At 66.9% G+C, this 23,069-nt stretch carries 21 protein-coding genes and 1 pseudogene; 14 read left to right on the top strand and 8 right to left on the bottom strand.

The features are described from left to right. Position 1 precedes the first annotated feature (1 nt). On the bottom strand, positions 2-1,945 hold the full coding sequence (gene asnB, locus G6N42_RS10270) for an asparagine synthase (glutamine-hydrolyzing) (protein ID WP_163729305.1): 1,944 nt from the start codon (positions 1,943-1,945) through the stop codon (positions 2-4). A gap of 78 nt (positions 1,946-2,023) precedes the next feature. On the opposite strand from asnB, the gene ctaC reads away from it, so the two are divergent. The 4 genes from ctaC to G6N42_RS10250 all read left to right on the top strand — a co-directional run bounded on the left by ctaC (position 2,024) and on the right by G6N42_RS10250 (position 5,276). After that, entirely contained in the window at positions 2,024-3,106 is a 1,083-nt protein-coding gene (gene ctaC / locus G6N42_RS10265; protein WP_434059614.1) for an aa3-type cytochrome oxidase subunit II, read from the top strand. A gap of 15 nt (positions 3,107-3,121) precedes the next feature. Continuing rightward, the gene (locus tag G6N42_RS10260; protein WP_083125446.1) at positions 3,122-3,541 is read left to right on the top strand and encodes a cytochrome c oxidase subunit 4; all 420 of its coding nucleotides are present in this window, start codon (positions 3,122-3,124) and stop codon (positions 3,539-3,541) included. Between the two features lie 206 nt (positions 3,542-3,747). Further along, positions 3,748-4,575: an MmpS family transport accessory protein gene (locus tag G6N42_RS10255; protein ID WP_163729301.1), complete on the top strand. Its 828-nt coding sequence runs from the start codon at positions 3,748-3,750 to the stop codon at positions 4,573-4,575. Beyond that, positions 4,575-5,276 carry a DUF2561 family protein gene (locus G6N42_RS10250; RefSeq protein ID WP_163729299.1) on the top strand — a complete coding sequence of 234 codons (702 nt, stop codon included), beginning with the start codon at positions 4,575-4,577 and terminating at the stop codon, positions 5,274-5,276. Before G6N42_RS10255 ends, G6N42_RS10250 begins: the two co-directional genes overlap by 1 nt. Positions 5,277-5,445: 169 nt before the next feature. Here G6N42_RS10250 and qcrB read toward each other — a convergent pair whose 3' ends face one another. From qcrB to ctaE, 4 genes are read right to left on the bottom strand one after another with little or no spacing between them, the layout of a single operon-like run. Continuing rightward, positions 5,446-7,158 carry a cytochrome bc1 complex cytochrome b subunit gene (qcrB, locus tag G6N42_RS10245; protein WP_163729296.1) on the bottom strand — a complete coding sequence of 571 codons (1,713 nt, stop codon included), beginning with the start codon at positions 7,156-7,158 and terminating at the stop codon, positions 5,446-5,448. Next, a complete protein-coding gene (qcrA, locus tag G6N42_RS10240) occupies positions 7,155-8,357 on the bottom strand; it encodes a cytochrome bc1 complex Rieske iron-sulfur subunit (RefSeq protein WP_163729294.1) in 1,203 nt (400 codons plus the stop codon). The genes qcrB and qcrA overlap by 4 nt, the downstream gene beginning before the upstream one ends. Then, the gene (gene qcrC, locus G6N42_RS10235; RefSeq protein WP_163729292.1) at positions 8,354-9,190 is read right to left on the bottom strand and encodes a cytochrome bc1 complex diheme cytochrome c subunit; all 837 of its coding nucleotides are present in this window, start codon (positions 9,188-9,190) and stop codon (positions 8,354-8,356) included. The genes qcrA and qcrC overlap by 4 nt, the downstream gene beginning before the upstream one ends. A 47-nt stretch (positions 9,191-9,237) precedes the next feature. Further along, positions 9,238-9,849, bottom strand: coding sequence for an aa3-type cytochrome oxidase subunit III (gene ctaE / locus G6N42_RS10230; RefSeq protein WP_163729290.1), 612 nt, complete (start codon positions 9,847-9,849; stop codon positions 9,238-9,240). A 49-nt stretch (positions 9,850-9,898) separates the two neighbouring features. Here ctaE and trpD point away from each other — a divergent pair, with 49 nt between their 5' ends. After that, positions 9,899-10,975: an anthranilate phosphoribosyltransferase gene (trpD, locus tag G6N42_RS10225; protein ID WP_232076526.1), complete on the top strand. Its 1,077-nt coding sequence runs from the start codon at positions 9,899-9,901 to the stop codon at positions 10,973-10,975. On the opposite strand, the pseudogene G6N42_RS10220 reads toward trpD, so the two are convergent. After that, a pseudogene (locus tag G6N42_RS10220) lies at positions 10,913-12,712 on the bottom strand (DEDD exonuclease domain-containing protein); the annotation flags it as partial. The gene trpD and the pseudogene G6N42_RS10220 overlap by 63 nt on opposite strands. A 134-nt stretch (positions 12,713-12,846) precedes the next feature. Here G6N42_RS10220 and G6N42_RS10215 point away from each other — a divergent pair. The 4 genes from G6N42_RS10215 to G6N42_RS10200 all read left to right on the top strand — a co-directional run bounded on the left by G6N42_RS10215 (position 12,847) and on the right by G6N42_RS10200 (position 16,400). Continuing rightward, positions 12,847-13,077, top strand: coding sequence for a hypothetical protein (locus G6N42_RS10215; RefSeq protein ID WP_163684556.1), 231 nt, complete (start codon positions 12,847-12,849; stop codon positions 13,075-13,077). 151 nt (positions 13,078-13,228) lie between these two features. Continuing rightward, positions 13,229-14,383, top strand: a complete 1,155-nt coding sequence (gene ripC / locus G6N42_RS10210; RefSeq protein WP_174262051.1) for a peptidoglycan hydrolase RipC — start codon at positions 13,229-13,231, stop codon at positions 14,381-14,383. A 23-nt stretch (positions 14,384-14,406) separates the two neighbouring features. After that, positions 14,407-15,252 carry a DUF4157 domain-containing protein gene (locus tag G6N42_RS10205; protein ID WP_174262050.1) on the top strand — a complete coding sequence of 282 codons (846 nt, stop codon included), beginning with the start codon at positions 14,407-14,409 and terminating at the stop codon, positions 15,250-15,252. Positions 15,253-15,272: 20 nt separating this feature from the next. Continuing rightward, positions 15,273-16,400, top strand: coding sequence for a glycosyltransferase family 4 protein (locus G6N42_RS10200; RefSeq protein WP_163729285.1), 1,128 nt, complete (start codon positions 15,273-15,275; stop codon positions 16,398-16,400). On the opposite strand, the gene G6N42_RS10195 is transcribed toward G6N42_RS10200, so the two are convergent. Beyond that, positions 16,397-18,199 carry an AMP-dependent synthetase/ligase gene (locus tag G6N42_RS10195; protein ID WP_197905578.1) on the bottom strand — a complete coding sequence of 601 codons (1,803 nt, stop codon included), beginning with the start codon at positions 18,197-18,199 and terminating at the stop codon, positions 16,397-16,399. The two genes, G6N42_RS10200 and G6N42_RS10195, sit on opposite strands and share 4 nt — an antisense overlap. 93 nt (positions 18,200-18,292) lie before the next feature. Between G6N42_RS10195 and G6N42_RS10190 the strand changes: the two genes are divergently transcribed. The 5 genes from G6N42_RS10190 (at position 18,293) to G6N42_RS10170 (ending at position 21,700) form a co-directional block, all read left to right on the top strand. Continuing rightward, on the top strand, positions 18,293-18,682 hold the full coding sequence (locus G6N42_RS10190) for a polyketide cyclase / dehydrase and lipid transport (protein WP_163729281.1): 390 nt from the start codon (positions 18,293-18,295) through the stop codon (positions 18,680-18,682). 68 nt (positions 18,683-18,750) lie between these two features. Further along, positions 18,751-19,191: an SRPBCC family protein gene (locus tag G6N42_RS10185; protein ID WP_083125457.1), complete on the top strand. Its 441-nt coding sequence runs from the start codon at positions 18,751-18,753 to the stop codon at positions 19,189-19,191. A 22-nt stretch (positions 19,192-19,213) separates the two neighbouring features. Continuing rightward, positions 19,214-20,473, top strand: coding sequence for an ArsA family ATPase (locus tag G6N42_RS10180; RefSeq protein ID WP_163729279.1), 1,260 nt, complete (start codon positions 19,214-19,216; stop codon positions 20,471-20,473). Further along, complete coding sequence (locus G6N42_RS10175) at positions 20,470-20,871, top strand: hypothetical protein (RefSeq protein ID WP_163729277.1); 402 nt, start codon at positions 20,470-20,472, stop codon at positions 20,869-20,871. Before G6N42_RS10180 ends, G6N42_RS10175 begins: the two co-directional genes overlap by 4 nt. 103 nt (positions 20,872-20,974) lie before the next feature. Beyond that, complete coding sequence (locus G6N42_RS10170) at positions 20,975-21,700, top strand: lysophospholipid acyltransferase family protein (RefSeq protein ID WP_163729275.1); 726 nt, start codon at positions 20,975-20,977, stop codon at positions 21,698-21,700. Here the strand turns inward: G6N42_RS10170 and G6N42_RS10165 are convergent. Then, complete coding sequence (locus G6N42_RS10165) at positions 21,697-22,989, bottom strand: glycosyltransferase 87 family protein (RefSeq protein WP_163729273.1); 1,293 nt, start codon at positions 22,987-22,989, stop codon at positions 21,697-21,699. The genes G6N42_RS10170 and G6N42_RS10165 overlap by 4 nt on opposite strands. Between the last annotated feature and the right edge of the window lie 80 nt (positions 22,990-23,069).

Raw genomic sequence — 23,069 nt, 5'->3', positions numbered from 1 at the left:
CTTACAGCTGGACGGGGTAGGTCGGCTCGCTGATCTGCGGGGTCACACTGTGCTCGACGAAGATGGCGTGCCACAGCATGAAGATCAGCACGGTCCACAGCCGTCGGCTGTGATCGCTTGTGCCGCTTCGGTGTTCGTCGAGCATCCGCGTGACCGCCGAGAGATCGACAAGCTCGCCTGCCCCTGACGTCGCGACCGTCCGATATGCCCAGTCCTGCAGCTCGCCTGCCTGCAGCCAGTGCCGGATCGGTACCGGGAAGCCGAGCTTCGGCCGGTTGAGCACGTGCGCGGGCACGATCGGTTCCAGTGCGCGGCGCAGCGCGAACTTGGTGGTGGTTCGGGTGATTTTCTGGTCCAGCGGAAGGCGCGACGCCACCGCGAAGACCTCTGGGTCCAGGAACGGCACCCGTAACTCCAGCGAGTTGGCCATCGTCATCTTGTCGGCCTTGACCAAGATGTCGCCACGCAGCCACGTGAACAGATCGATGTGCTGCATACGCGCCACCGGATCCCAGCCGTCGGATGCCGAGTACACCGGCGCGGTGACGTCCGTGTGCGTCCATTCCTGGCGGAAGCCGGGAAGGACCGCGCGCAGTTGTGCGTCCGAGAAGCTACGCGCGTTGCCGTAGTAGCGCTCCTCGAGCGTGAGCGATCCCCGGTGCAGCAGGCTTTTCCCGCGCATGCGGTCGGGCAGCGGTCGCGACGCGCGGCCGAGCGACCGTCGCACCGGTCGTGGCAGATAGTCAAATGGGCGCAGCGACAACGGTTCCCGGTAGATGGTGTAGCCACCGAACAGTTCGTCGGCGCCCTCACCGGACAGCACGACCTTGACGTGCTTACGGGCCTCGCGGGCAATGAAGAACAGCGGGACCAACGCTGGGTCGGCGACGGGTTCGTCCAGATACCACACGATTTCGGGTAGCGCCGCGACGAACTCCGCCTGACTGACCACCTTGGTGACGTGTCGCGCGCCGATGGCTTCGGCCGAGGCAACGGCGACGTCGACCTCCGAGTAGCCCTCGCGTTCGAACCCCGTCGTGAACGTGATCAGCCGCGGGTTGTGCCGCATGGCCAACGCCGCGATCGCCGTCGAGTCGATCCCGCCGGATAGGAACGCGCCCACTGTGACGTCCGCGCGCATGTGCTTGGCGACCGAGTCCTCCAGGACGGCGGTGATCTCGTCGTAGCGTGCGCGTTCGTCGCCGGACGTGAACCCGACCGCAGAGAACCGCGGCGTGAAGTACCGGGTGACCTCGGGAGGGTTACCGGGGCGCACGCGGGCATAACTGCCTGATTCGAGCCTGCGCACACCTCGGTGCAGCGTCTCGGGTTCCGGCACGTACTGCAGCACGGTGTAGTGCTGCACGGCACGTTCGTCGATACCGAGATCGATACCGACGACCCCGGCGAGATCCAGCAGACACTTCTTTTCGCTACCGAATACGGTGCCGCCCCCACCGGTCGCCATGTACAGCGGCTTGATGCCGAAAGGGTCGCGGGCACAGAATAATTCGCCCTCGACGGTGTCCCACAGCGCAAAGGCGAACATACCGCGAAGCCGGGTCAGCGCTTCGGTGCCCCAGTAGTGATAGGCGGCGACGATCGCCTCGCTGTCGCCGTCGGTGGCGAACACGGCGCCGTGCTCGGTGCGTAGTTGCTCCCGCAACTCGAGGTAGTTGTAGATCTCACCGTTGAACACCAGGACATACCGGTCCGGGGACTCCGGCGGGCCCCAGCGCAGCGGCTGGTGGCTGTGGGCGATGTCGATGATCGACAGCCGGTTGAACCCGAGCACCGTGGTGGGGTGCGCGGCGTCGTCGGACCACGTACCGGGTTCGTCAGGGCCGCGATGACGCATCAGGTGCGACGCGCCCGACACCGCGGCGACAAGGTCGCCGGATACCTCGGCGGACGGGTCGGTTACCAGGGCCAGCAGTCCGCACACCGCGCCAGTATGCCTAATGACTGACCTGTGTCGAGACCTGCGTCCGGAGGTGGTCTACGCTGCGTAGTATTCGGCTTTCTGTTCCGACTTCTAGGAGGCGCCAGCGTGACACCTCGCGGTGTGAAGGTGGTGGCGTTGTCAGTCGTCCTCGGCAGCATGACGGTGCTGCTCAGCGGGTGTGACTGGTCTACGGTTCTCGGCCTCGGCTGGCCCCGCGGCATCACCCCCGAGGCGCATCTGAACCGCGAGCTGTGGATCGGCTCCGTGATCGCCTCGCTGGTCGTCGGCGTGATCGTGTGGGGCCTGATCTTCTGGACTTCGGCGTTTCACCGGCACAAGAAGGGCGACACCGAGCTGCCGCGCCAGTTCGGCTACAACATGCCGCTGGAGCTGGTGCTGACCGTGGTGCCCTTCCTGATCATCTCGGTGCTGTTCTACTTCACCGTCGTGGTGCAGGAACGGATGCTGCAAAAGGAGCCCAATCCCGAGGTCGTCATCGACGTCACCGCCTTCCAGTGGAACTGGAAGTTCGGCTATCAGAAGGTCGACTACGCGGACGGTACCTTCAGCTACGAAGGCGCCGACCCGGAGCGCAAGGAAGCGCTCGCCTCGGGGCCTGAAGGGCTGGAGAGCCCGGAAGGCGGCGAAGCCGGTTCGCACGGCGGCGAGTTCGGCGCCATCGCGGGCAAGAACCCCGAGGACCGCACGTACCTGAACTTCAACGATGTCGAGACGCTGGGGTCGTCCACCGAGATCCCGGTTCTGGTGGTGCCGTCCGGTAAGCGCATCGAGTTCCAGATCGCATCCGCGGACGTCATTCACGGCTTCTGGGTGCCGGAGTTCCTGTTCAAGCGCGACGTGATGCCCAATCCCGAGGCGAACAACTCCGACAACATCTTCCAAATCAGCGAGATCAACCAAAACGGTGCGTTCGTCGGCCGGTGCACGGAGATGTGCGGCACCTATCACTCGATGATGAACTTCGAGCTGCGAGTGGTGTCGCCCAACGACTTCAAGGCATACCTGGAGCAGCGTGTCGACGGCAAGACCAACGCCGAGGCGCTGCAGGCGATCAACCAGGAACCCCTGGCGGTCACCACAAAGCCGTTCGACACCCGCCGCGGTGAGCAGGCACCCGAGCTAACGCAGGCCAGCAAGTAGGGGTAGGGACACCACATGCATATCGAAGCCAGGCTGTTCGAGTTCCTGACCGGATTCTTCGTCCTGTCTGCGGTTGTCTACGGCGTGCTGACGGCGATGTTCCAGTACGGCGGCGTTGAGTGGGCCGGTACCACCGCGCTGATTCTGACGGCGGGCCTGACCCTGATCACCGGTACGTTCTTCCGGTTCGTGGCCCGGCGCCTGGACACCAGGCCCGAGGACTACGAGGACGCCGAGGTCAGTGACGGCGCAGGCGAGCTGGGCTTTTTCAGCCCGCACAGCTGGTGGCCGATCTTCATTGCCCTGTCGGCGTCGATCACGGCCGTCGGGGTCGCGCTCTGGCTCCCATGGCTGATCGTGGCCGGCGTCTGCTTCGTGCTGACGACGGTCGGGGGCCTGGTGTTCGAGTACTACACCGGAGCCGAGAAGCACTGACGCTCGCCGGCTTCGCGTGGGCCCAGGCCGTCGCGAACGTCGCACCCGGACAAGGTCACAATCGGAGCACTACTTCGCCCGTTATCCGCGCTGTGAGATCCATCCGGATCGGGTGGTTGGATAATGTTGCCGAGGCACGGTCAGTCGCTTGTCGCGGACACGCGGCCGATTACGCCGCAGGTGTGAGTCGAGAAGGATAGGCGTAAATGAGCGGGCCGAACCCCCCGGATCACGAAGGGGACGATCTTCCTGGTCAGGGCAGCAGCCCCAGCGGGCCGGAGAGCAGTGAGACCGACGCCTACTCGCAGGCCTACTCGGCTCCTGAGTCCGAACAATTCTCCAGCGGCCCCTACGTGCCCGCCGATTCCGGCCTGTACGACTACGACACCTACGAGCCGGGCGACCGGCTGGATCCTGCTGAGCCGCCGAGGTGGCCGTGGGTCGTCGGGGTGGTGGCCATCGTCGCCGCCATCGCGCTGGTCGTCTCCGTGTCCGTCCTGGTGACCCGGACCGACACCGACAACCTCTCGCAGCCCGAAACCTCGACGACCACACCGCCTCCGCCGCCGGTGCAGGACGAGATCACCACCACCACTCCGCCTCCGCCTCCGCCGCCACCGCCGCCGCCGAGCGAGCCGCCCCCGCCGCCGGAGACCGTGACGGTCACCCAGGAGCCGGCCCCGCCGCCCCCGCCACCCGCGGAGCCGCCTCCGCCGCCTCCTGAGACCGCGCCGCCGCCGCCACCGACCACCACCCGCGCTGGACCACGTCAGGTCACATACTCGGTCACGGGGACCAAGGCGCCGGGGGACATCATCACGGTGACCTATATCGACGCTTCCGGCCGCAGTCGCACCCAGCGCAACGTCTACATCCCGTGGTCGCTCACCGTGACACCGATCTCACAGTCCGAGGTGGGCTCGGTCCAGGCGTCCAGCCTGTTCCTCGTGAGCAGGCTCAACTGCTCGATCACCACGAGCGACGGCACCGTGTTGTCGTCCAACACCAATAACTCCGCACAGACAGCCTGCTGATGCCTTACGCCACTGATCCCGTGGGGAGCCTGCATGCGCGCCCCAACCTCGAGCCCGGCGAGTTCGATCGCACCGACCGCATCCTGCTGGGCGCCTGTGCGGTCATATGGCTCATCGCGCTGGGCACGGCTGTCGCGGCCGTCGTGGCCCTCGTCGATCTGGGCAGCGGCCAGCAGGAGTCGTCGGACAGTTCGGGCACCCCGTGGCTGCTCTACGTCGTGATCGCGGTCTCCGCCGCGGTGATCATCGGCGCGGTGCCGCTGCTGATCCGCGCGCGCCGCGACGCGATGTCCGACGCCGAACCGCCCGCCCGTGACGCGTCGCGACCGGCTCCCGGCCGCCAGGACCTCGGCCGCGGTGACGCGACGCGCAGTGAGAGGCTGCGGATCTCCGGGGCACCGGTGGGCCGCATCCACAACGGCCCGGGTTATGCGGCTGCGGTCACGCACAGCACGTCACTGCCGGCTCCGCTGGTGGCGGCCATCGACCAGGTGTGGCTGCGTTGCGCTGTCCTGATCGCGTGCGCCATCGGCATCGCCATGGTCGTCATCGGCGTGGCGACCTACTTGATGGCCATCGAAAGCGACACCGCCGCATGGGTTTTCTTCGTGCTGAGCGGGCTTGTCACGCTGGCAATGCCGGCGATTCCATGGTTCTACCTGCGCGAGTTACGCGCTCTGCTGGACGGCGAGAGCGCGTAACTCCCGGTCCGGGGGCCAATTGACCCCGGACACCGGCGATTTCACCGCCGCGGGTCACCGCTCCGCATCGCTATCGACGTTCTGCAGCAGAAGCACGAGTAGACGTCTGCATTTCGTAGACAGCGTTCACCAGTACCGGCCATCACGCGCTCTGCTGGACGGCGAGAGCTCAGTGGTGCCCGTTGGACCCGTTCGACGAGCCGTTCGACGAGCCGTTGGACGAGCCGTTGCGGTCCTGGTGCTCGCGCAATGCGGTGAGCGCCCTGCGGTGAGCCGTGTGCTCGGCCTCGACGAGAGCGTCGTTTTCCGACAGCGGATCTCCCTTGAGGAAGCTGCCGCTGCCCGGAGCGCCAGCGAAGCCGAGCTTGTTCATCCGCTTTGGAACCGCTGCGCCCTGGTACTCCAACGGAATTGGATGACCATGGTCGTCGACGGGGCCGAGCGGCTGATGCAGCTCGATGTAAGCGCCGTGGGGCAGCCGCTTGATGATGCCGGTCTCGATGCCGTGCTCGAGCACCGCGCGGTCGCTGCGCTGCAGCCCGATGGCCCAGCGGTAGGCGATGTAGTACACGATCGCCGGCAGGACCACCATGCCGATGCGGCCGATCCACGTCGTCGCGTTGAGCGAGATGTGGAACTTCAGCGCGATGACGTCGTTCATGGCCGACAGCGTCAGCACCATGTAGAACGCGATCGCCATGGCGCCGATTGCGGTGCGCACCGGTGCATCTCGGGGGCGCTGCAGCAGATTGTGATGAGCCTTGTCGCCAGTGAACCTCTTCTCGAGGAACGGCCAGGCGGGCAACAGCATGAAGATCAGGCCCATGATCAGCGCCACCCAGACCGGCGCGGGCACGGTGTGACCGAGGAAGTACAACTCCCAGGCCGGGAAGATGCGTGCCAGGCCCTCCGTCCACATCATGTAGAAGTCCGGCTGGCTGCCTGCCGACACATGCGACGGCCTGTAGGGGCCTAATTGCCAGATCGGGTTGATCTGCAGCAAGCCGCCCATCAGGCCAAGGATGCCGGTCGTCATCGCGAAAAACGCACCGGACTTCACCGCGAACACCGGCATGACCCGTACACCGACGACGTTCGACTCGGTCCGTCCTGGACCTGGGAACTGGGTGTGCTTCTGGAACCACACCAGCGCGAGGTGAATCCCGATGAGCGCCAAAATGATCCCGGGAATCAACAGGATGTGCAGTGAGTACATTCGCGGGATCCAGTAGCCGTCTTGCGCGCACTGGTACCCCACACCGCCGCATGGGAAGTCGCCGCCGAAGAGTGCCCAGTGCAGCCATGTTCCGATCACCGGCATGCCGAGGGTGATGGAGCTCATGGCCGCCCGCAGGCCGATGCCGGACAGCAGGTCGTCGGGCAGTGAGTAGCCGAAATAACCCTCGAACATCGCCAGAATCAGCAGCAGGGAGCCGATGACCCAGTTGGCCTCGCGGGGACGGCGGAATGCGCCGGTGAAGAAGATGCGGGCGAGGTGCACCATGATCGACGCGGCGAACAGCAGCGCCGCCCAGTGGTGGACCTGGCGGACGAACAGCCCGCCGCGCACTTCGAAGCTGATGTCGAGTGTCGACGCGTAGGCCTTCGACATCTCGATACCGCGCAGCGGCTGATACACACCGTCGTAGACGATTTCGGCCATCGACGGATCGAAGAACAGGCTCAGGTACACGCCGGTGAGCAACAGGACGATGAAGCTGTACAGCGCGATTTCACCCAGCAGGAACGACCAGTGGGTGGGAAACACCTTGTTCAGCTGCCGGCGCACCGCGGCTGATGGGTGATAGCGCGAATCGATGGCGTCGCCTTGGCCGGCCGCGACCTCGGCCATATTCGGTGGTTTTGGCAGTTTCGGACTCAATTTGTTTGCTCCCAGAATGCCGGGCCGACGGGTTGGATGAAGTCGCCGTTGGCGACCAGGTATCCGTCCTGATCAATGGTGATGGGCAACTGCGCCAGCGCGCGCGCAGCCGGGCCGAATATGGGTTTCGCAAAGTGCAACGCGTCAAATTGCGACTGGTGGCACGGGCAGAGAATGCGGTAGGTCTGCTGCTCGTAGAGCGATGACGGGCAGCCGAGGTGCGAGCAAACCTTGGTGTAGGCGAACAGATCCCCGAAGTTGAAGCTCTCCTGGTTCTTTCGCTTGACGACCCGGGGCAAGTCGACCGGCTTGATGCGGATCAGCATGACCGGGTTGCGCACGCCCATGGTGATTTCGGCCAGCCGGTGATGCGACTCGACGGTGGTGCCGTCACCGTCGGCCTCACGCCACGGGAACACGGTCTCCATTCCGCCGGCGTCGATGTCCTCAGGGCGCATCTTGGCGTAGGTGCCGTTGCCGGTTGCGCGGGCAAGGAAGATGGTCTCGCCCTTGAAGCGCGGCGTCCAACCGGACGTCCAGAGCACGGCCTTCTTGCCTTCGGCGGTCTGCACCACCGGTTTCCACGGATTCTTGATCAGACCACCGGCGAAGGCCACGAGGGTGCCGAGGCCGAACGCGCCGAGGCCGACTCCGAGCGACAGGCCAATCAATTTGCGCCGCTTCAGCGTTGACGCTTCGAGCGCGTCGGACAGGTTGGCCACCACCGTCTTTCGGTGGATGTCGGGGGAGGCGCCGTCGTGGCGCTCCTGGATCGAGATCTCCTCGGGGATGAACTTCTTCTGGTACAGCACGGCGCCAATGCCGATCGCCAGGATCGACAGACCGAACGTCAATCCGTACATCGGAGTGGCGAGGTCGTACCAAAGGTGGCCTTCTTCGGCTCCGCTGCGGTACTCCCACGGCCAGAACAGGAAAACGACCAGCAGCGCCAGGCCCGACAGGCCGCCCAGCATCAACCAATACGCGACCAGGCGCTCGGCGCGCTTCTCGGCCTTGGTGCCGGGAACCGGCCAGCGGTCGTCCTTGTAGACGATCTCGACACCGTCGAGCTTGCCGCCGAGCTCCAGCAGTTCCTCACGCGACATCGCGGCGAGTTCGGCGTCGGTCGGCTGACCTGGAACGCCTTGCTGGCCGGGGGTGTCGGTGCCCTTGCCGGTGCCGTCGTTGCCGTCGCTCATGCTCGCGCTCCGATCCACAGGGCCACGATGACGACGGCCACTATGCCGATAATCCAGATCGCCATGCCCTCGGACGTCGGGCCGAGGCCACCGAGGCCGTAGCCACCCGGGTCAGGAGCCGTGCTGGCCATCCGGACGTAGGCGACGATGTCGCGCTTTTCCTCCGGCGACAGCTGCCGATCGGAGAACTTGGGCATGTTCTGGGGTCCGGTCAGCATCGCGGTGTAGATCTGGGCCGGATCGGCGCCCGCCAGGGCGGGTGCGTACTTACCCGACGACAACGCGCCGCCCTTACCCGTGAAGTTGTGGCACGACGAGCAGTTCAGCCGGAACAGGTCACCGCCGCGGGCGACGTCGCTGCCCAGCAGCGACTCGTTGGCGATAGCCCCGTTCTCGTCGCGCGGAACGACCGGTCCGCCACCGTTGGCCTGCACGAATGCGCCGAGGGCGTCGATCTGCTCGGCGTCGAACTGCGGGGGCTTCTGCGGTGCCTGGGCCTCGCCACGCATGGCGGGCATGCGTCCAGTGGACACCTGGAAGTAGACGGCGGCCTCGCCGACACCGATGAGGCTGGGTCCGCGGTCGGCCACACCCTGCAGGTTCGCGCCGTGGCACGTGATGCAAGAGGTGTCGAACAGTTCCTTACCGGTGCGCAGCAGCGCCGACTGCGACTCGTCGGCGACGGCGACCTGCGGGGTCGGGGTCAGCGTGGCCGCCAGACCACCGGCGACCCCCAGCCCGACGAGCAGAAGCATCGCCGCTGACAGGCGGCGGCGCAGCCGCCGGCGCTTGATCGTCGCCGGTTTGCCGGTTCCGGTGGCCTTCTCGGTCATCGAACCCCTTCTCTTCGAACCCCTCAACGGACGCATCGGCGAGCCGATCACCGAACGAAGTAAATGACGGCGAACAGGGCAATCCACACGATGTCGACGAAGTGCCAGTAGTACGAGACGACTATCGCCGCGGTGGCCTGAGCAGGCGTGAACTTACTCATCCTGGTTCGGGCCAGCAGGAAGATGAAGGCGACGAGGCCGCCGATGACGTGCAGGCCGTGGAATCCGGTGGCCAGGTAGAAGACCGACCCGTAGGCGCTGCTGGACAAGGTGGTGCCGTGTTTGACCAGCTCGATGTATTCGTAGCCCTGGCCGAGGACGAAGAACAGGCCCATCAGGAACGTGATGACATACCAGCGACGCAGCCCGAAGACGTCACCGCGCTCGGCGGCGAACACGCCCATCTGGCAGGTGAACGACGAGGCGATCAGCACCAGCGTCACCGGAACGGCCTGGACGAGGTTCAGCTCGGTCGGCTCGGGTGGCCAGTTGCCCCCGGCCTGCGAGCGGGCGGTGAAGTACATCGCGAACAGCCCGGCAAAGAACATCAGCTCGCTGGAGAGCCAGACGATCGTTCCGACACTGACCATGTTCGGCCGGTTCAGGGAATGAACTCGCGACGTGATAGCGGTCCCCGAGGTGCCTACAGCGCTCGTCACAGAAGCAAGTATGACGCTTTGTAGTTGTTGAACTCCACCCGGGTGAGCAATTGGTCATAATCAGCGCGTGACTTCCGCTGATTCCCCCACCTGGCCACAACTCCTCGGCCGCCTAACCACAGGTCAGGCGCTCGAGACCGGGCAGGCCGGCTGGGCGATGGATCAGATCATGACCGGTGCGGCCACTCCAGCTCAGATCGCCGCCTTCGGCGTGTCGATGAAAATGAAGCGCCCGACGCCCGCAGAGGTGGCCGAGATGGCCGACATCATGCTCAAACATGCGCGCCGAGTTCCGACGGAGACGATCGGCAACGAGACCGTCGACGTGGTCGGTACCGGTGGCGACGGCTCCAACACGGTGAACCTGTCCACGATGGCCGCGATCGTCGTGGCCGCCGCCGGTGTGCCGGTGGTCAAGCACGGCAACCGGGCCGCGTCGTCACTCTCAGGTGGTGCCGACACTCTGGAGGCGCTCGGGGTGCGGATCGACCTGGGTCCCGAGGATGTCGCCCGCAGCGTCGCCGAGGTCGGTATCGGATTCTGTTTCGCGCCGCAATTCCATCCGTCCTACCGGCATGCCGGGGTTGTGCGGCGTGAGATCGGTGTGCCCACTGTTTTCAATCTGCTTGGGCCGCTGACGAATCCGGCGTCGCCGCGGGCCGGTCTGATCGGCTGCGCGTGGGCGGACCTGGCCGAGGTGATGGCCGGAGTGTTCGCCGCCCGCCGCTCCAGCGTGCTGGTGGTGCATGGCGACGACGGCCTTGACGAGCTGACCACCACCACGACGAGCACCATCTGGCGCGTTCAGGCCGGCACCGTCGAGCGGCTGACGTTCGATCCGATGGCGTTCGGGTTCGCCCGCGCGCAACTGTCCGAGCTCATCGGCGGAGACGCGGAGGCGAACGCCGAGTCGGTGCGGGCGGTACTCGGCGGTGAGAAGGGGCCGGTGCGAGACGCTGTGGTGCTCAATGCCGCCGGCGCGATGGTGGCGCACGCCGGTCTAGCCAGCGACGCCAAGTGGGTGCCCGCGTGGGAGTCGGGTCTGGCCAGAGCCACCGAGACCATCGACTCGGGTGCGGCCGAAAAGCTGCTCGCGCGTTGGGTGGGGTTCGGTCAAAAGCTCTGATTCGGAACGGGTTTCGGTCAGTTGCTCAGCCGCGACGCGCGCCGACCGCGCCGCCGCGGCCCAGCCCGAGAATCGACCCGCCGAGCCCGCCGGTGAGGCGTAACCGGCTTCCGCGCGCACGATCCGGACGCCCGGCTGGGAGAGCCAGCGTGCGATGAGCGCAGTCTCCTCGACGAGTGCACCGCCGAGTGGCGCCTGACTCGGCAGAATCGCTTGTGCGCCAGCGCAAATCGCGTCCACGACCGGCATGGGCGGAACGCCGCGCAGTGCATTGCCCGCCGACGCCAGCTGCCCGTGACGGATCACGGCGAGGCGCCAGCCGCCGGCGCCGTCCGGACGCGCCGCGACGATCTCGCTGACGTCGGCAAGTGCGCGTAGCCGCTGGCCACGCCAGAGCACGTCGATGGCGGTGGCGGCGTGATCCCTCAGCCGCGCAGCGGTTTCGTAGCGCGCGCGGCCCGCGAGGTCGGTGATGTGCGACAGCACGTCGGCCAGCGCGCTGCTGTCGGCGCCTTCGATCAGGTCGCGGGCCCGCGTCGGCGCGCCGGCGTATTCGGCGGCGTTGATGTCGCGCGGCGCGGGGCACGGTGAGACTTCGTGTTCGGGGCACTTCGGACCGTGCAGCGCCGCGCGGCCCAGCCTTGCCGAGCAGGTCCGCACGCCGGTGAAGCGGGCCAGCAATGCGGCGGTCTGTACCGCGTCGGCGCGGGCGCGAAACGGGCCGACGGCGGACGCGTGCTTTGGCGAACGCACGACAGAAAAACGTGGGAACGCCTCGTCGGTCAGCACCACCCACCACCACCGGTGCGGGAATTTCGATCGGCGGTTGTAGGGCGGTGAGTGCGCGGCGAGCAGCCGGAGTTCTCGCACACCGGCCTCCAGATCGTGCGCGCACTCGACATGGTCGACCGCCGTGGCCAGCGACGCCATCTCCTTGATGCGGGTGCGTGGGTCCGCGCCGTTGAAGTACTGGCCGACCCGACGGCGCAGATCGACGGCCGTGCCCACATACAAGACTTCCGACGCGGGCCCGCGGAACAGGTAGACGCCGGGCCGCCGGGGCAGTGATGAGGCGAGATGGCGGTTGCGGCGCTGAGCGGGTGACACGTCGGGCAGGTACGACCGCAGCTCGGTATAGGTGTGTACGCCTTGGTTGCCGACGCGCTCGATGAGCCCGTGCAGCACGTCGACGGTGGCGCGGGCGTCGTCGAGGGCGCGGTGCGTCGGGGTGGTGGACGCCCTGAACAGCCGGGCCAGCGCCGACAGGCGCACGCTGGGTGCCTCGTCGCGGGTGAGCACGCGTCGCGCCAGGCGCACCGTGCACAACACCGGCGGCCGGGGCCAGGCGATCTCGGCGCGCTCGGCGGCCGCGCGCAGGAACCCGACGTCGAAGCCGGCGTTGTGGGCGACCAGCACCGCTCCGCGCGCGAATTCGAGAAACGAGGGGAGTACCGAGTCGATCGTCGGGGCATCGCACACCATGGCCGTGGTGATGCCGGTCAGCGACACGATCTGGGGTGGGATGCTGCGGCCCGGGTCGACCAGGGTGGCGAGCTCGCCAAGCACCATGCCGCCGCGCACCTTGACCGCGCCGATCTCGGTGATGGCGTCGTGGTTCTCGCCGCTGGCGCGGCCGCCCGTGGTCTCGAGGTCGACGACGACGAACGTGGTTTCGCGCAACGACACATCAGTGTTGAAAGCCAATGGCTCGACGTCAGCGAAGCTGAGCTGGCCCATGCGCTGACGGTAGGGAACCGGACCGACAAATGCCGCCAGGCTGGGCTTTGCCACGCCGCCCGCGGCACACACCAAACGTAAATGTCGGTGCCCGCGGATACCGTGCGGGTAACACCGAGCAGGAGGACTGCGGAATGTTTGATAACGACGAGGTGCCCGACACGGGCACCGTCACCATCGACTGCGATGACTGCGCAGTGCGGGGCCCCGGTTGTCAGGACTGCGTCGTCAGTGTCCTACTCGGCGTCCCCGAAACTTTGCTCGACGACGAACGCCGAGCGCTCGAAGTGCTCGCTGACGTGGGGTTGGCGCCACGTCTTCGACTCGTTCCGATCCACGGCCGCAATAACTCTGGCGTTGCGTGACAACACGCTACAGGTGGGCCGGTTGTTGCAGATGTGGCGTCGCCTGTTAAATTTGCGTCTTCTGTTGGACAAGGGCGATGCCGTTTCGTAACCTGTCTGAGACCTAAGCGCAGCTCGACACGGCCCGTCACGGCAGTTGAAGGACGCAATCTTGAGGCTCGACCGCACGCAATGGTTCACTCGTGTTCTTAAGCGACCCGGTATCGGTGTGATAGCCGGCCTCATGGTGTTCGGCGGACTTCTCGCCTCGGGTGTGCAGGCCGATCCCGCCGATGACGCGCTGGCGAAGCTCAATGAACTGTCGCGGCAGGCCGAGCAGACGACCGAGGCCATGCACTCCGCGCAACTGGATCTGAACGACAAACTGGCTGCGCAAGAGGCCGCGGAGGCCAAGCACGCCGCCGACGCCGGTGCGCTGGATTCCGCCAGGTCTGCACTGGTGACATTCCAGATCGGTGTCGACAAGATCGCCGCGTCGCAGTACATGGGTGGCCGGCCCGACGGCATGAACGCCCTGCTGACAGCCTCGTCGCCGCAGGGTCTCATCGATCAGATGTCGGTACAGCGCGTGATGGCCGCTGAAATATCGTCACAGATGAAGAGCTTCCGGGAGGCCAGCGCACGGGCAGCCGCCGCCGAGGAAGCATCGGCGAAGTCGGCCGCCGCGGCGAAGACCGCCGCCGAGCAGGCTGCCGCCGTCCGTGCTGATCTGCAGTCCAAGCAGAGCAAGCTGCAGGTCGAGATCGCGACCGTCAAGTCGCAGTACGAGGCGTTGACGCCGAACCAGCGCGAGGCCCTGGCCGCCATGCCGCCCGTGCCCCCGATCCCGCCGCCGCCCGCTCCGGCGCCCCCGGGCGATCCCGCGATACTCGCCGCCGCTCCTCCTGGCATCGCTCCGCCGCCCGCCGGCGCTGTTCCGGCCCCCGGCGTTCCGCCCGGTGACATGGCCCCGCCAGTCGGCGGCCACGGCACCACCGTCATCCAGGCCGCATTGAGCCGCATCGGATCGCCTTACTCGTGGGGCGGATCCGGCCCCAACGCGTTCGACTGCTCCGGGCTGGTGCAGTGGTCGTTCCAGCAGGCGGGCATCTCGCTGCCGCACTCCAGCCAGGCGCTGGCCAACGGCGGATCGCCGGTCTCGGTAGACCAGATGCAACCGGGTGACGTCGTCAACTACTACTCCGACGCATCGCACACCGCGATCTACATCGGCAACGGCATGATGGTTCACGCCTCGACCTATGGCACGCCGGTGCGCGTCGCCCCAGTGGACAACGCGCCGATCTACAACGTCCGCCGCTACTGACCCTGGAGAACCAGCGCCGGCGAGTGGCAGATCGCCTCTCGCATGCAAAGACGAGAACCACTCTCGCCGCGGTCCTGATCGCCGAACTGGTCTGCGGACTGCTTCTACTCGGCAATGCCGGACCAACTCAGCCCGATCCGCCGATGGCCGCACCGGCGTCCCTCAGCACGCCCTCCTCGGCGCCGACCACGCAGACGCTGCGAGACGGCCGCACCGTGCGCCTGGTCGGTCTTGGTGAGCGCACCGCCCCCCTGCTGCGGCGCATCTCCGCGCATCTCGACGACGCGGCGGACGCCGTCACCGGCTTCTGGGGACCTGACTGGCCGCGCGAGATCGTCCTGGTGGCGACCGGCACCGACGAACAGTTCGCGGCGGTCGGCGGCGGCGACTCTCACACCGCGGCCACCACCGCCGGTGAACGAATCGTGTTCGCACCCGGCGCTGCGCAGATGAGCGATGAATCGCTGCGAATCGTCTTGCGCCACGAACTGTTCCACTACGCGGCACGTCACGCGACCGCAGCCGATGCACCGCAGTGGCTCACCGAGGGCGTCGCCGACTTCGTCGCTCGCCCTCCCACGCCGCTGCCCACCCACGCCGCCGCTATGGCAGGGGCAGGACTGCCGACCGAGGCGGAGCTCAGCGGGCCCGACCGCTCGCTGGCCTACGACCGCGCCTGGTGGTTCAGCCGGTTCGTGGCCGACACCTACGGCACCGCAGCACTGAAGGACCTCTACGTGCGCGCCGGCGGACACGGCCACCCCGACGTCGCCACCGCGGCGCAAGACGCCCTCGGAACCGACCTCGCCGCAGTGCTGGCCGCATGGCGGCAGTGGCCGACCTGGGGGGACCGCCCACCCGGGCGCTAGAGGGAATAGCCTGACGGGCTATGAGTCGGGTCCTGCTGGTTACCAACGATTTTCCGCCCAGACGTGGCGGCATTCAGTCGTACCTCCAGGAATTCGTGGGCCACCTGGTCGACGCGGGTGCCCACACCTTGACGGTGTACGCACCGAAGTGGAAGGGCTCCGACGAGTTCGACCGGGCCGCCGACTACGAGGTGGTGCGGCATCCGACCACGCTGATGCTGCCCGAACCGTCGGTCGCGGGTCGGATGCGGCGACTCATCAAGCTTCACAACGCCGAGACCGTGTGGTTCGGCGCGGCGGCACCGCTGGCGTTGATGGCGCCACTGGCTCGCGACGCGGGCGCCGCCCGGGTGATCGCGAGCACCCATGGCCACGAGGTGGGATGGTCGATGCTCCCGCTGGCCCGAACGGCGTTGCGGCGCATTGGATCCGGGACCGACGCGGTGACTTACGTCAGCCGCTACACCAGGCGGCGGTTCGCGTCGGCGTTCGGTCCGCATGCGGCACTCGAGCATCTGCCGCCGGGTGTGGACACCGAGCGGTTCGTGCCCGACGAGATCGCACGCGCGCAGATGCGGGCCCGCTACGGGCTGGGCGGTCGCCCCGTCGTGGTCTGTCTGTCGCGACTGGTGCCGCGCAAGGGCCAGGACATGTTGATCCGGGCGCTGCCCGCCATCCGGCAACGTGTGCACGGTGCCGCTCTGGTGATCGTCGGCGGCGGCCCCTACGGAAAATCCCTGCGGGGCCTCGCGCAGGACTTCGGGGTGTCCGACCATGTGGTGTTCACCGACGGCGTGCCTGGCGAGGAACTGCCGGCCCATCATGCGATGGCTGACGTGTTCGCGATGCCGTGCCGGACCAGGGGAGCCGGCCTGGACGTCGAAGGTCTGGGCATCGTCTACCTGGAGGCGTCGGCGTGCGGAGTGCCCGTGGTCGCCGGCCGGTCAGGCGGTGCGCCCGAGACCGTGCTCGACGGCGAGACCGGGGTGGTGGTCGACGGCTGGGACGTCGGCGCGATCGCGGCGACCGTGAGCGATCTGCTCGCCGATCCCGACCGGGCGGCCCGGATGGGGGCGGCCGGTCGGCGCTGGGCCGTCGACAACTGGCAGTGGAAGGACCAGGCCGCCAAGTTGTCCGACCTGCTCTAGTCCTTCGCGTACAAACCCTCGATATCGGTGGCGAACTTCTCGGCCACCACCTTGCGCTTGACCTTCATCGTCGGGGTCAGTTCGCCGGTGTCCTCGGTGAAGTCCACGCCCAGGATCCGGAACTTGCGGATCGCCTCGGCCTTGGACACGGCCTCGTTGGCCTCCTTGACGGCCAGGTCGATCTCGGCGACCAGGTCGGGGTCGGTGGCCAGGTCACCGACCGACGCGCCCGCGTTTTTTCCGTTGCGGTCCTTCCAGCCGTCGAACGCCTCGGGGTCAATCGTGATGAGCGCTGCGATGAAAGGTTTCGCGTCACCGACCGCCATCGCCTGACTGATCAACGGGTGGGCCCGCAGCCGGTCTTCGAGGATGGCGGGTGCGACGTTCTTGCCGCCGGCGGTGACGATGATCTCCTTCTTGCGACCGATGATCGTCAGGAAGCCGTCGTCGTCGATGGCGCCCAGATCGCCGGTGTGGAACCAGCCGTCGGAGAACACCGCGTTGGTCTCGGCTTCGTTGCGCCAGTAGCCGCTGAACACGACGCCGCCCTTGACCAGCAGCTCGCCGTCCTCACCGAGCTTCATACTGTTGCCGGGCAGCAGCTTGCCGACCGAACCCACGCGCAGGTCGCCGACGCGGTTCACGGTGATGGCCGCGCTGGTCTCGGTGAGCCCGTAGCCCTCGTAGATCGAGAGCCCGACGCCGCGGTAGAAGTGGCCCAGCCGTGCACCAAGCGGGGCGCCGCCGGAAATCGCGGCGTGACATTCGCCGCCGAGTGCGGCCCGGAGCTTGCCGTAGACCAGCTTGTCGAACAGCGCGTGCTTGAGTTTGAGCACAAGACCGGGGCCGCCGGTGTCCTGCGCCTTGCTCCACTCGATCGCGGTGTCGGCGGCGGCCGTGAAAATCTTGCCCTTGCCGCCACTTTCGGCGTTCTGCTCGGCGGTGTTGTACACCTTTTCGAACACCCGCGGCACCGACACCACCAACGTCGGCTTGAAGACCGCGAACGTCGGCACGAGGTTCTTGATGTCGCTGGTGAACCCGAGCGTCACCTTGTTGGTGAACGCGGCGACGGTGATCGCGCGGGCCAGTACGTGCGCGAGCGGCAGGAACACCAGCATCCGTTCGCCCTTGGCCAGGTGCGTGGGGAAGCAGTCCTTGGCGCCGCGGATCTCGTAGAGCAGGTTGGAATGGGTGAGTTGGCAGCCTTTCGGTCTGCCGGTGGTGCCCGACGTGTAGATCAGCGTCGCGGGGTCGGAGGACTTCACGCCGGCCAGGCGGTCATCGAGCTGTTTGGCGTCCACCGACGCGCCCGCCGCGGCGAGCGCGTCGAGCGCGGGCGTATCCGAACCGTCGATCCGCAGCACCGTGCGCAACGAGGGCACCTCGCCCTTGAACTGCTCGATCTTGTCGGCGTGAGCGTCGGACTCGGCGAATATCAGCACCGCGCCGGAATTCTCGAGTACGTATTTCACCTGCTCGGCGGAGCTGGTCTCATAGATCGGCACCGTCACCGCACCCGCGGCGAGAATCGCGAAGTCCAGGATCGGCCACTCGTAGCGGGTGGCCGACAGGACGGCGACGCGATCACCGGGGGCCACACCCTCGGCGATCAACCCCAGTGCCGCCGAACGGATCTGATCGGCGGCCTCCTTGCACGTGACGTCGGTCCATACGCCGTCGACGAGGCGCTGGAAGATCACGTGGTCGGGATCGTCGCGCTCGTGGCTGAAGACGGAGCTGACGACATTGTCATACTCACCCACGGTGAATGAGGCGGGGACACTGAACTCGCGCACGATCATGGCCTCTCGACTAGCGGCTTTGCCGCTCAATAGCGTAGTCGGCCACCGTCGACACCGACCGGGGCACGCATGTATAGCTTGTAGGCCATGCACAGCATCCAGATCGCCGACGAGACGTTTGTCTCCGCTGACCCCGCCGAGGTGGGAACGGCGGTCGGCGACCCCGCGAATTGGCGCCGCTGGTGGCCCGACCTGCGGCTGACCGTGGTGGAGGACCGCGGCGAGGTCGGTCACCGGTGGACAGTCGCCGGCGCGCTCACCGGCACGATGGAAGTCTGGCTGCAGCCCGCCCTGGACGGGGTGATCCTGCATTATTTCCTGCATGCTGAACCGTCGGGCGTGGCGGCCTGGCAGCTGGCGAAGATGAACCTCGCCAAAATGAACCATCAGCGCCGGGTAGCGGGCAAAGACATGGCGTTCGAGGTGAAGCGGCGCCTGGAGGCGACGCGCCCGGTCGGGGTATCCCGGCTGGCGTGAGACTTGGGCCCAACGCCGCCGCGCGGGGTAGATTCTGGGCCATCGGCAGATAGACGGAGAAGAAGGCAGTGGCGGACAAGACGGCGCAGACCATCTACATCGATGCCGACCCGTCGAGGGTGATGGGTGTCATCGCCGACATCGCGTCCTATCCGGAGTGGGTCAACGAGTACAAGGACTGCGAGGTCCTCGAGGCAGGTCCGGAGGGGTATCCCAAGACGGCGCGACTGGTGTTGGACGCGGCCGTGCTCAAGGACACGATGGTTCTGGCATACGACTGGAAGCAGGTCGACCGCGGCTCGGTGGAGTGGACCTTGGTGTCCAGTTCGCTGCTCAAGTCGTTGAACGGCGCATATCGGTTGTCGCCCAAGGGGTCTGGAACCGACGTTACCTATGAGCTGTCGGTCGACCTGATCATCCCCATGATCGGGCTGCTGAAGCGCAAGGCCGAACGGCGGCTCACCGACACCGCGTTGAAGGACCTCAAGAAACGAGCCGAGGCTGAGTGACCTTCCGCCACCCCCTCGCGGTGTGAATCCGGGCCCGCCGGTGGCTCGGATCAGTCTCTTCGTCGGTAAGGGCGGTGTCGGGAAGTCGACTCTGGCCACCGCCACCGCCGTGCGCGACGCCCGCGCGGGCATGCGGGTGCTGCTCGTGTCGACGGATCAGGCGCACTCGATCGGTGACGTCCTGGGCGCGCAAATCACTCCGACCGGGCGACGGAAACCCACCAGGGTCTTCGCCGACCTCGACAACGGCACCGACGCGGGTGGTCTCCTCGACGCGTTGGCGCTCGACACGCTGGCACTGCTGGAGACGCACTGGCGCGAGATCGCCGGGATGCTGGCCGGCAGATTTCCCGAGTCGGATCTGGGAAGCGTTGCCCCCGAAGAACTTTCAGCGCTGCCGGGTATCCAGGAAGTGCTCGGTTTGCACGAGGTCGGCGAGCTGGCGGCAGCTGGTCAGTGGGATCACGTCGTGGTGGACTGCGCGTCGACCGCCGATGCGCTGCGCATGCTCACGCTGCCCGCGACGTTCGCGCTTTACCTGGAGCGCGCCTGGCCCCGGCACCGCCGGCTGTCCGGCACCGACGACGCTCGTTCGGCTGCGGTCGTGGGACTCGTGGAACGCATCAGCGCGGGCACCGAGCGGTTGAGCGCGCTGCTCACCGACGGGTCCGTACTCAGCGCCCATCTGGTGATGACCGCTGAACGGGTGGTCGCCGCCGAGGCGGCCCGCACGCTGGGCTCGCTGGCGTTGATGGGCGTTCGGATCGACGAGTTGATCGTCAACCAGATTCTGGTGCAGGACGATTCATACGAGTACCGCAACCTGCCCGATCATCCCGCGTTTGACTGGTACTCCGAACGGATCTCCGAGCAGCAGTCGGTGCTCGACGAATTGGACAGCATGATCGGCGACGTGCAGCTCGTCCTCGTTCCGCACCTGGCCGGCGAGCCGATCGGTCCGAAAGCACTTGGCGAGCTGCTGGACGCCGCACGCAGGCGCGACGGTTCACCGCCCCCTGGTCCGCTGCGGCCGATCGTGGACAGGGAATCCGGATCCGGTCTCGAAGCCGTCTACCGACTGCGGCTAGAGTTGCCGCAGGTCGACTCAACCGCCCTCGCGCTCGGACGGGTCGACGACGACTTGATCATCGGTGTCGGCGGGATGCGACGCCGTGTTCGACTCGCTTCGGTACTACGTCGTTGCATCGTGATCGACGCGCAGCTGCGAGGCAGTGAACTGACAGTGCGGTTCCGACCGAATCCGGAGGTGTGGCCTCAGTGAACGGCGAACACTCCGACATCGGTCCGGAGTTGCGGCAGCTGGCGCAGACCATCCTGGATCGACTCGACCCCGCGCTGCGCATGGCCGCGGCGCGTGCGGCCGCCCCAGACGCCACCCCCGGGAAGTGCCAGCAGGTGTGGTGCCCGGTGTGCGCACTGGCCGCGCTGGCGTCGGGCGAACAGCATCCATTGCTGACGGTCATCGCTGATCACAGCGTCGCGCTGCTCACCGTGGTGCGGGCGCTCATCGAGGACACTGCGCATTCCGGACAGTCGGGTGGCGCACCGCCTCCGCCTCCGGACGGGCCGCCGTCGCCGCCGGAACCGCCCAACAATGACGGGCCCGCACCACCGGGACCCGGGCGCTATCAGCACATTCCGGTAACGGTCGAGGACTAGCTGAGTTCAATCTCGCGCCGAGGCTGCGCTGTGGTCGCATGCCCGGTGCGTGGGTACAGTTGTCGCAGAACACCGAGGTGTGTTCGATCATCAGGAGGGGCCCATGTGGTATTGGCTGTTCAAGTACATCTTCATGGGTCCTTTGCTGTCGTTGCTGGGCCGGCCGAAAGTCGAAGGGCTGGACTATGTTCCGCGCTCGGGACCCGCGATCCTCGCCAGCAACCACCTAGCCGTTGCCGATAGCTTCTTCAAGCCTCTTGTGGTCCGCCGCCGGATCACCTTCCTGGCCAAGGCCGAGTACTTCACCGGAACGGGGCTCAAAGGGTGGTTCCAGCGGTGGTTCTACACCGCCGCGGGCCAGGTGCCGATCGACCGTTCCGACGCCGACAGTGCGCAGGCCGCGTTGACCACCGCGGCGCGGGTGCTCGGTGAGGGCAAGCTGCTCGGTATGTATCCCGAGGGCACCCGCTCACCCGACGGACGGCTCTACAAGGGCAAGACAGGGCTGGCGCGACTGGCGCTGGAGACGGGTGTCCCGGTGATTCCGGTCGCGATGATCGGCACGGATTCCGTCAATCCGCCTGGCAGCAAGATGTGGCGATTCGGCCGGGTCACGGTGAAGTTCGGCAAGCCCATGGACTTCAGCCGGTTCGAGGGCCTGGCAGGCAACCGGTTCATCGAGCGGGCCGTCATCGACGAGGTGATGTACGAGCTGATGCGCCTGTCCGGGCAGGAGTACGTCGACCTGTACGCCGCCGATGTCAAGGAAGGCAAGGCGGAGCCCACCGCGAAGCCGTCCGCCCGTATGCCCGAAGTTGCCGCCGGTTAGTTGACCGCGGGAACACGCGCTTCGTCGACCGCGGCATCGGAGCCCTGGGTCTGGCGCCACGACATCGTGCCTGACACGACAATCACCGCGATCGCCCACCACACGTAGGAACCGCCGGCCAGCTGCCGCCAAAGCGACGCCGCGGTTTCCTGGTGTTCGGGCATCAGCGGGATCGGGGTCCAGATCATCAGCGCGACGCCCGCCGCGGCGACAACCCCCAGGGCCACGTGCCGCTGGCGGTAGGCCGCGATGCCGGTGACCAGCACGGTGGGCAGCACCCACACCCAATGATGCGACCAGGAGACCGGCGACACCACCAGCCCGAACATCGCCACGCAGATCAGGGCGAGCACCGGTTGCTCGGCCTTCAAGACGCGTCGCACGGCCCACACCGTCAGCGCCAGCACCGCGAAACAGGCGACGGTCCACAACACGAATCGCATGCCTTCGCCGAGGCCCAACCGAGCCAGGGCGCCGGCGATGTTCTGGTTGGTGTTCAGCGTCGCAGTGCCGATGCGGTCGGTGTTGCGCACAGTTTCCGTCCAGTACTCGAACGAGTCGCGCCAGGCGAACGCCACCCCGGCCAGCGTGGCGGCAGCGGCAGACGCCGCGGTGACCAGCAGCGCGCGGGTGTCCCGACGCAGGACGAAGTACAGCAGGAACACCGCAGGGGTGAGTTTGAGGGCGATCGCCAGCCCCAACAGCATGCCGCGCGGCCACGGTGTCTTGCGCGGGACGCAATCGGCGATGACCAGGGTCATCAACACCACGTTGATCTGGCCGAAGTCGAAGTTCGACCGGATCGGTTCGAAGTAGATGACCGCGGGCGCCACGATCGCCGCGGCCAGCCAGGTCCGGCGCAGCCATGCCGGCTCCGAGGTGACAGCGCTCTTGCCGTCCGCCGGATCCGGCCATACGTCCAGTCGAGTCAGCAGGATGGTCGTCGCGACGATCAGCAGAAGCAGTGTGGCCAGCGTGATCGCGATGCTCGCACCGTCCAGCGACAGGAGCGCGAACGGCGCGAACAGGACGGCCGCCAGCGGCGGGTAGGTGAAGGGCAGGTCGAGCCCGCCGCGAGTGTTGAACATGACACCGTCGGCATACAGCGGCCGGCCGTCGAGCCAGGCCTGCCCGCCCATCCGGTAGACGTCGATATCGATGCGGTACGGGGTGTGGCCCAGCAGCCGCCAGCCGGCCCAGACCAATGCCGCCACGGTGAGCAGCTGAACCAGCCGCCAGGCGAGCATTCGTCCCCAATCAGGCATGCCGGGAGACCGCCGAATACTCATTTCGCGACCAGACTATCGGTGGCCACCGGCGCGTCGGAGGGTATCCCGGGCGTGACACGCGCAGGTCGGCGTAAGTTTTC

This window comes from Mycobacterium gallinarum (assembly GCF_010726765.1).
In the GTDB taxonomy this organism is placed as follows: domain Bacteria; phylum Actinomycetota; class Actinomycetes; order Mycobacteriales; family Mycobacteriaceae; genus Mycobacterium; species Mycobacterium gallinarum.
The sequence above is the reverse complement of the archived record's forward strand: the minus strand, read 5'-3'. Positions and strand labels throughout refer to the sequence as shown.